Source organism: Mesorhizobium sp. M4A.F.Ca.ET.022.05.2.1 (assembly GCF_003998845.1).
GTDB lineage: Bacteria > Pseudomonadota > Alphaproteobacteria > Rhizobiales > Rhizobiaceae > Mesorhizobium.
The window spans coordinates 41178-48765 of the sequence record NZ_RZOJ01000008.1; the positions used below are offsets into that span (position 1 = coordinate 41178).

Here is a 7588-nt window from a genome sequence, read left to right on the forward strand (position 1 = left end):
CGAGGTATCGGCAGCGCCCGGTGCCAACCGCTGCTGCGATGGGCGTACCGAAGCGGACCTGACCTGCTTCCTCCGTTCCTTCGTTCTTTTGGCACCGCAAAGTGCGATGGGCTTCTTATGCAAATGACAAAGCAAGCGCCGTGCCAGTTTTGAAAAAAGCCCAACGCCGGCCGTTCGAAACCAATCGCCGTTCACTTCGCCGCGAAACGCGGCAGCCAACTGTAACGTTATTTTACAGATGTAAATTACGCCTGTAATATTTATACTCAATTCGCATTTGCGAAATGCTTACTTAGCTCTCGCAGCATTCATAAAACAGATTTCATCTATTCAATTCTATCCTGTCTCTATTATTTTGAAGAGGCGGCCCATGCGGCTCAGCATTGGAGAGAGCCCATGCCTGATGAAAAGGACAGCCAAGGCCTGCCATCGCCAATATCCCGACAGCCAGACGACATCGCCGGCGATCTTGTCAGGCTGATGCCTCGCGATCTGGTCTTCGTCATGCGCTTCCTGGGCGAGAGCCAATTTCGCCTCCAGAGCCACTTTCAGGATTTCATCCGGGCCGAGCTTGCTGCCGGCGGCGTCACCGCGGTAACCCATCCGATGATCCATCTGTTCATCGAGAACCACGCGATCCTGCTGCGCGACTTCGTGTTTTCCGGCGTTTCGCTCTCGCGCCAGTTCCGTGTCGAGGAGATAGAGCGCCTCACCGGCGACACAACATCGGTGATGAGCGTCGACATCTGGGATCAGCTGAAGAGCCACATCGAGACCGCCGAAAAGCAGTTCCGGTCGCAGGCCGGCACACTGCCCGGATTGCTGGCGGCGTTCGAGCAACCGCCAGGACCGATGCGCGGAAACGAAAAATGAAGGAGCATCCGATGGGCCAAACCGAAAGACGCGACACGTTGCTCGCCCGCCGCCTCGATCTTGTCGCCACGGTCTCGGCGCTGACCTCGGAGGCGCAGCGGCTCAACCAGAAACTCTCCGGTATCGAGATGGACGTGCTGCGCCTGGAGCTCGAGATCGGCCGAAGCGGTCCAAACGTGCAACTGGTGCGAGACTTGCATGAAGCCGAGGAGAGCGCCGCGGCACTCAGACACGCATGCACGACGTGCGAGGAGCGCATCGCCGCCACCGAAGGCGACATCGACGACGTCGACCGCTGCCTGGCGGAGACCGGAAACTGACGAAGGGAAGGACCATGAACCAGCACGCGATACAGAACCTGACCTTGTTCGACCTGCTGGCCAGAAGCTGGCGCCGCCCGTCGGCGGTCGCCGACCTGCGCTTCAGCGCCGATGCCTCGGCTGTCGCCTTCACCGGCCTTGATGGGACGGTTGCCATAGCTGCGGTCGCGGACCAGGAGCCGCCGGAATCGCGGATCAGGGTGAGCGGCGACCTTGGCCAAACGACGATCCGCCCCAGGGAAAGAGCACCGGCACCATTGATAACTACCGCCGCGCTGGGAGAAGGCGATGTCCCGCTCGCAAGCTACCTTGGGTCCGGCTTCATGGTCGGAACGGCGGCCGGCAAAGTGGTGCATCTGGCAGCGGACGGCACTGTGATGGAGACGCTGGTCAAGATTGACGGACCGGCCGTCGCCTTCGATTACAGCCCTCGGACGGCCATGACAGCTGTCAGCAATGGGCAGGACATCTTCCTGTCGCGCGGCGGAAGCGCCGCAACAAAGCTGCACCACGGTGCGACCCCGCCCGCCGATGCGCTGGCCTTTTCGCCAGGCGGAAGGCGCCTTGCCTGCAGCTTGGACAACCGGCTATCGATCTGGATGGTCGAAAGCGAGGCCACCGCGATACGTGATTTCGCCTTTTCGTCGCGCCCGGTATCGATCCGATGGAGTGGCGACGGCACCTGGCTGGCCTGCGGGCTCGAAACCGGAGGCTTTGCCCTGGTCAGCATGACTGATGGCCGGGCTGAGATCGTCTCGGGATTTCCAACGCCGGTCCGTACAGTGTGCTGGAGCCTGCCAGAGAACGCTCTGTTTGCATCGGGCGCCTTCCGGATCGCCGGTTGGTCGATGACTGCGCCGCCGCTTGAAGGAGACACCTCTGGCGCGCTGGAGACAGGTCGCGCCGGGCTGGTGCCGGTCGAGACAATGGCCGCGCATCCGCAGAAGAGACTGGTTGCGGCCGGCTATGCCAACGGCCGGATCACCATCGCCCAGATCGGCGCGCGGGACGAACTCCTCGTCAGGCCAATGGGCAGCGCAGTAACCGCGCTCGACTGGTCCGGTGACGGACGCCACCTGGCGGTGGGTGCCGTCGATGGTACCGTCGCGATCGTCACCTTTCCCGCGCAGATGTTCAAATAGGCCAATGCAGGCCGCTAACAACAGGAGAAGAGAATGCAAACCGAACTCACCCCCGAAGACAGGAGCAAGGATGAATTCTTTGAACGGCTCGCCAATTTGTCGGAAGAAATGGTGGCAAAGCACGGCAAGGACTTCAGCATGGGAGCCCTTGTGCTCGCCGCCCGATGGATTGCCGAGAACCGTGTTGGTCAATTGAAGACCAACTAGACCAACGAGACTGTCCGCTCGTCGTGCCTTGAACGACCGCATCTAGGTGCAAATCGCCTGGGACTCGGAGCCAAAGAGGTTCGCATTTGGTAGACGAAACACGGCTGCTTGAGTGTCCCGGCATGCGGCGCGAAGCTGCCCAAGAGGTCAGAGAGCATTGCGCATCCATGCCGCCGATCAGATGGAGAACCACTCGCCATAATGCCGCGATCTCATACCGTCCACATCGTGGAGTGGAGCAGAGCTTGCATGTGCTCCGGCAAATCTAGTTCGCCGCGCGCCTCGATCTCGAGAAGATATCGTGCCTTGGCAAAGCGATCGCCTTGCGTGGCCACGGGAAAGGCGCAGATGGAGATCAGCGCCCTCTCCTCTTCTCGGCTGGCCTCATCGTAGTCGCGGCTGTTGCTACCCGTTTCATGGACGGCTTTGTTGAACGCTCGTATGCCGTCTTATGCGCGTTGATCAACGCTCGCAGTTCGTTCGACGGTTCTCCTTCTCGACGCGGTGCCTCGGTGGCGAGTGCCGTGGCTGATGCGGTCAAGGCGACAACGGTGGTGCCCGACTGGAAGAGCACGGTGCGACGGCTGATCCTGGACGTAGGAAACGCTCCTCTCATTTCAGAACAGCACGTAGCAGCTGTCCTCGATCGTGGGACTCTAACATGGCGGTTGGCGCATTTATGTCAGGATGAAAGCCCCGGGAGACTCTTACTGAGCGAGGATGTGTTGAAAACGATGGGAAGAATCGCATCGCCAACTGGAGTGTCGCTGTACCAGTTGCTCGGAACGTTCAGATCGCACCTTGCAATGGTTGAATGCTGGCCGGCGCCTTTTTGCCGACGAAAACACCGAACTATCCGAGAGTTTGGCTCGCCAGAGCATAGGTCTTCGGCATAGCCGCGCCTGCGACGGCAAAATCGGCGAGCCGTTTGCCCAGCGACATGGTCAGCACCGTGTCGAAGACCGGCATGCCGCTGTGCGACAGGAAGGCAGCGAAGTCGCCATTGTCCATATGCGTATCGATCCTGAGGAAAGATCCTGAATGGTCGACCACGTGCGGCCGGACGACGGCCACGGCGTCGACGTCGCTTTCCGCCACGACCGGTCCCACGACATGGCCCCGCCCGAACGGGCGACATAGCGCGAAGGCTTTCAGTCTGCCGCCCTTGAAAAGACCATAGCCGGCCGAGTGCGCGAAGAGCTTTGCGATCAGCGCCGCGCGCCTGACGCCAAATCCCGCCGCATCGAGCGTGATCGCCGCGGCAATGTCGCCTTCGCCCAAAGTCCGGATATCGCCCCTTGTCTCCGCCAGTCTACCCATCGTCTCCGCACGGGCGATGCCCTGGCATTGGTAGACGGTCTTCTCCGGCTGGAAATCGAGCGAAAGATAGAGCCGTCTTGCCGCTCGTGTTGCATTGAGGCGCAGATCGCGCCCGGCGACCTTTTCGAAGACCCGCTTCATCAGCCATTGTCCCGCGCCGAGCGTCTGCAGTCGCGGCGAGGTGATGACCATGCCCACGGTGGCGAAATCGGTGCCGTGCGCGAACCACATGGCCGAACCGAGAACGCGGCCGATCTCATCGAGCGCCACGAAGCCGCGCCCCGATTCGCGCAGGAACTGCCAGTCTTCGGCCCGGTGCGGCCATCCGACGGACAGGGAGTGCCCGTGCAACCGATCGAGCTCGATGCCCTCGATGTCGCCGATGCGCATCGAGAAGGTATCGATTTTCAAGCTTCCGGACGGCTTCAATGCCATGCCCCTGAAAGATTGCCGCACTAGAGATGACGCGTCGATGGTCACCCTCTCTCCGCCAACGCTAAACAAGCAGACCGGTAGGATTTGCTCGAAAGCCGCGCGCCAACGCTAGATTCAACTGAAACACTTCCGCTTTCGGCACGCAATCGCGAAAGAACGCGCACATCTTCTCCCGAAATCTAGCAGCTTACGGTCGCCCACACCGATCCGGCGACCCGAAATGTCTTAAGGGCTGGAATGGACGTCTTCGACATCCTCGACCGTCTCGTCGCCTTTCCATCGGTCGCCGGCGAGCCGAATGGCGACATCGCCGGCTGGATCGAGGCCCATCTCGCGCAGCACGGAACGCAAGTCAGCCTGCTCCAAGGGCCTGAGGGCGATCGTTTCAACCTGTTCGCAACGATCGGCCCCGCCGATGTGCCGGGCTTCATCCTGTCCGGCCACATGGACGTCGTCCCCGCCGGCGAGCCACATTGGAGCTCGGCTCCTTTCACGCTGCGCCGAGAAGGCGAACGGTTCTATGGACGCGGCACCACGGACATGAAGGGGTTTCTGGCAGCGGTGCTCGCGGCTGTGCCTGCACTGACGAAACTGCGCCTGGCCAGACCGATTCATCTCGCCTTTTCCTATGACGAGGAGGTCGGATGCCGCGGCGTGCCGCATTTGATCGCGCGCCTTCCCGAACTTTGCGCGAAACCGCTCGGCGTCATCGTCGGCGAGCCGAGCGGCATGCGCGCCGTGCGCGGCCACAAGGGCAAGGCGGCGGCTCGGGTGACGGTCAACGGGCGGTCCGGCCATTCATCGCGGCCTGATCTGGGGCTCAACGCCATCCATGCCATGGCCGCTGCGCTGGGCGCGGCCGTCAGCGAAGCCGAGCGGCTGACGTGCGGTCCGTTCGACCCCGCCTTCGAGCCGCCCTATTCCTCGCTGCAGGCGGGCGTGGTGACGGGTGGGCAGTCGGTCAACATCATTCCAGACACCTGCACGCTGGACCTGGAGGCCCGCGCCATACCCGGCGTCGACCCGGCCAGCCTGCTCGCGCCGGTCAGGGCGCGAGCCGAAGCCCTTGCGGTCGACGGCTTTCGGATCGAGTGGACGCCGATGAGCGCCTATCCGGCGCTGTCGCTGCCGCAGGACTCGAGCCTGGCGGCACTGTTGGCCGAGCTGACCGGCGAAGCGCCGCTCGCCGCCGTCAGCTACGGCACGGAGGCCGGACTCTACCAGGCCGCCGGCTTCGATGCGATCATCTGCGGCCCGGGCGACATAGGTCGCGCCCACAAGCCCGACGAATACATCCTCGCCAGCGAGCTCGCCGCCTGCCAGCGATTGATCGAGGCGCTGGGCGCCCACTGCGCGGCTTGAAGGGGAACGGGGATGACCTTCCTGTTCAATTCCGATGCGCGCCGCGGCGCGGTCTTCGCAGAGGCCTTCGCCGAGGAACTGCCGGACATCCCCTTCACGACGAATGCAGCAACAGTCGATCCCGACGCCGTACGCTATCTCATCACCTGGACTGCGCCGGAAGACCTCGCGCGCTACAGGAACCTGGAGATCCTGTTTTCCATCGGCGCCGGCGTCGACCAGTTCCGCCTCGATACCGTGCCGGAACAGGTGAAGATCGTGCGTACGATCGAGGAAGGCATCGTGCGCATGATGCAGGAATATGTGACGCTTGCCGTGCTTGCGCTCCACCGCAACCTCCCTGGATATCTGGCACAGCAACGCGCTGGCGAATGGCGCGACATACCGCAGCTTCAGGCCGCCTTGCGCCGGATCGGCGTGCTCGGCCTCGGGCAGCTCGGCCAGGCCGTCCTTGATCGCCTAAAACCTTTCGGCTTCCCGCTCGCTGGCTGGAGCCGCTCGCCGCAGCGGATCGAGGGCGTGACCTGCCATCATGGCCGGCCCGGGCTGCAGGAGATGCTTGCGGCCAGCGACATTCTGGTCGGCCTGCTGCCGCTGACCGAGGAGACACGTGGCTTCCTCAATGCCGACTTGTTCGCGAAACTGCCCGAGGGCGCGGCGCTCGTCCACACCGGCCGCGGGCCGCAGCTCGACCACGAAGCGCTTGTCGCGGCGCTCGACAGCGGCCATCTGTCGGCGGCGATGATCGACGTCACCGATCCCGAACCACTGCCCTCCGGCCATCCGTTCTGGGCGCATCCGAAGATCATCCTGACCCCGCACATCGCCAGCGTCACCCAGCCGGCGACCGCCGCCCGCGCCGTCATCGAAAACATCAGACGCCACCGCGCCGGTCTCGATCCCATCGGGCTCGTCGAGCGGTCGCGCGGCTATTGAAGTCCAAAACCGAAAGGCCATGCTTTGTCCCTGCTCAAATCCGTCGACACCAATCCGAACTTTTCGCCACGCGAATCCAAGGCATTGCCGGAGCGGCTGATTGCCGGCGACCCTGCCTTCAAGACCTGGGCGCAGGATGCCGCGAAGGACGACTTGGTCCATACCGGCGTCTGGGAGGCGACACCGGGCGAGACGCGCTCGATCAAGGGCGAGACATTCGAGTTCTGCCACATCCTCTCCGGCGTCGTCGAAATCACCCCCGATGCCGGCCAGGCGGTGACCTACCGGGCTGGCGACAGCTTCGTGATGAAGCCGGGCTTCACCGGGGTCTGGAAGACGATCGAAACGGTGCGCAAGATCTACGTGACGGTCGGCTGAACGGTCGGCGCAGTTTCAAGGGCAGCGACAGATTTTGCCGTCGCGTGCGGCCGGCACGCAACAATCGTCCGCAGCGGTTCGCCGAACGATGCATGCTGCTTGCCCGCCCGCGCTAGGCTGCGGCCAACGCTAGGTGGTTGCCCATGAGCCTGAGCTTCGATCCGAACACGGTTCCCCTTCCCGTCGGCCATTTTGTCGGCGGGGAAATGATCGCGGCCGAGGGCGCGATCGAGATGCGCCGGCCGTCGGACGGCAAGGAATATGCCGCCTGCCCCGTGGCCGGCGCCGACATGATCGACCGTGCGGTGGAGAGCGCCAAGGCGGCGCTGAAGGCCAGCAACTGGGGCGGCGTCCGGCCGCGCGAGCGTACCAGGGCGCTCCAGGCCTGGGCCGACCTGATCGAGGCCGAAGCCGCAACGCTGGCGAGGATCGAAGCGCTGTGCTCCACCCGTCCCGTCGGTCAGCTCATCGCCGGCGACATCGCGGTGACGGCCGAGCAGATCCGCTTCTTTGCCGAGTTCGCGGACAAGGAAGGCAGCGAGCTCGTGCCGACCGACGACGCCAGTCTCGGCATGATCATGAGCGAGCCCTATGGCGTGGTCGGCGCGATCACCC

General features: G+C 63.3%; 9 protein-coding genes. 8 read left to right on the forward strand and 1 reads right to left on the reverse strand.

Annotation, left to right across the window (positions count from 1 at the left end):
* Positions 1 to 396 precede the first annotated feature (396 nt).
* The 4 genes from EN745_RS02245 to EN745_RS35900 all read left to right on the forward strand — a co-directional run bounded on the left by EN745_RS02245 (position 397) and on the right by EN745_RS35900 (position 2542).
* Positions 397 to 873, forward strand: coding sequence for a hypothetical protein (locus EN745_RS02245; protein ID WP_127420432.1), 477 nt, complete (start codon positions 397 to 399; stop codon positions 871 to 873).
* A gap of 11 nt (positions 874 to 884) precedes the next feature.
* Positions 885 to 1193, forward strand: coding sequence for a hypothetical protein (locus tag EN745_RS02250; protein WP_127420433.1), 309 nt, complete (start codon positions 885 to 887; stop codon positions 1191 to 1193).
* 200 nt (positions 1194 to 1393) lie between these two features.
* Positions 1394 to 2335, forward strand: a complete 942-nt coding sequence (locus EN745_RS02255) for a WD40 repeat domain-containing protein (protein ID WP_210213724.1) — start codon at positions 1394 to 1396, stop codon at positions 2333 to 2335.
* A gap of 33 nt (positions 2336 to 2368) precedes the next feature.
* On the forward strand, positions 2369 to 2542 hold the full coding sequence (locus tag EN745_RS35900; RefSeq protein ID WP_189347354.1) for a hypothetical protein: 174 nt from the start codon (positions 2369 to 2371) through the stop codon (positions 2540 to 2542).
* 852 nt (positions 2543 to 3394) lie between these two features.
* Here the strand turns inward: EN745_RS35900 and EN745_RS02265 are convergent.
* Entirely contained in the window at positions 3395 to 4297 is a 903-nt protein-coding gene (locus EN745_RS02265; RefSeq protein WP_127420437.1) for a GNAT family N-acetyltransferase, read from the reverse strand.
* A 237-nt stretch (positions 4298 to 4534) separates the two neighbouring features.
* Between EN745_RS02265 and argE the strand changes: the two genes are divergently transcribed.
* The 4 genes from argE to EN745_RS02285 form a co-directional block, all read left to right on the forward strand.
* On the forward strand, positions 4535 to 5659 hold the full coding sequence (argE, locus tag EN745_RS02270; protein WP_127420435.1) for an acetylornithine deacetylase: 1125 nt from the start codon (positions 4535 to 4537) through the stop codon (positions 5657 to 5659).
* A 12-nt stretch (positions 5660 to 5671) separates the two neighbouring features.
* Positions 5672 to 6595, forward strand: coding sequence for a glyoxylate/hydroxypyruvate reductase A (locus tag EN745_RS02275; RefSeq protein ID WP_126058844.1), 924 nt, complete (start codon positions 5672 to 5674; stop codon positions 6593 to 6595).
* Between the two features lie 24 nt (positions 6596 to 6619).
* Entirely contained in the window at positions 6620 to 6973 is a 354-nt protein-coding gene (locus EN745_RS02280) for a cupin domain-containing protein (protein WP_127420436.1), read from the forward strand.
* Between the two features lie 143 nt (positions 6974 to 7116).
* Positions 7117 to 7588: aldehyde dehydrogenase family protein (locus EN745_RS02285; protein ID WP_145991970.1), on the forward strand; the 472-nt coding region annotated here is incomplete at its 3' end.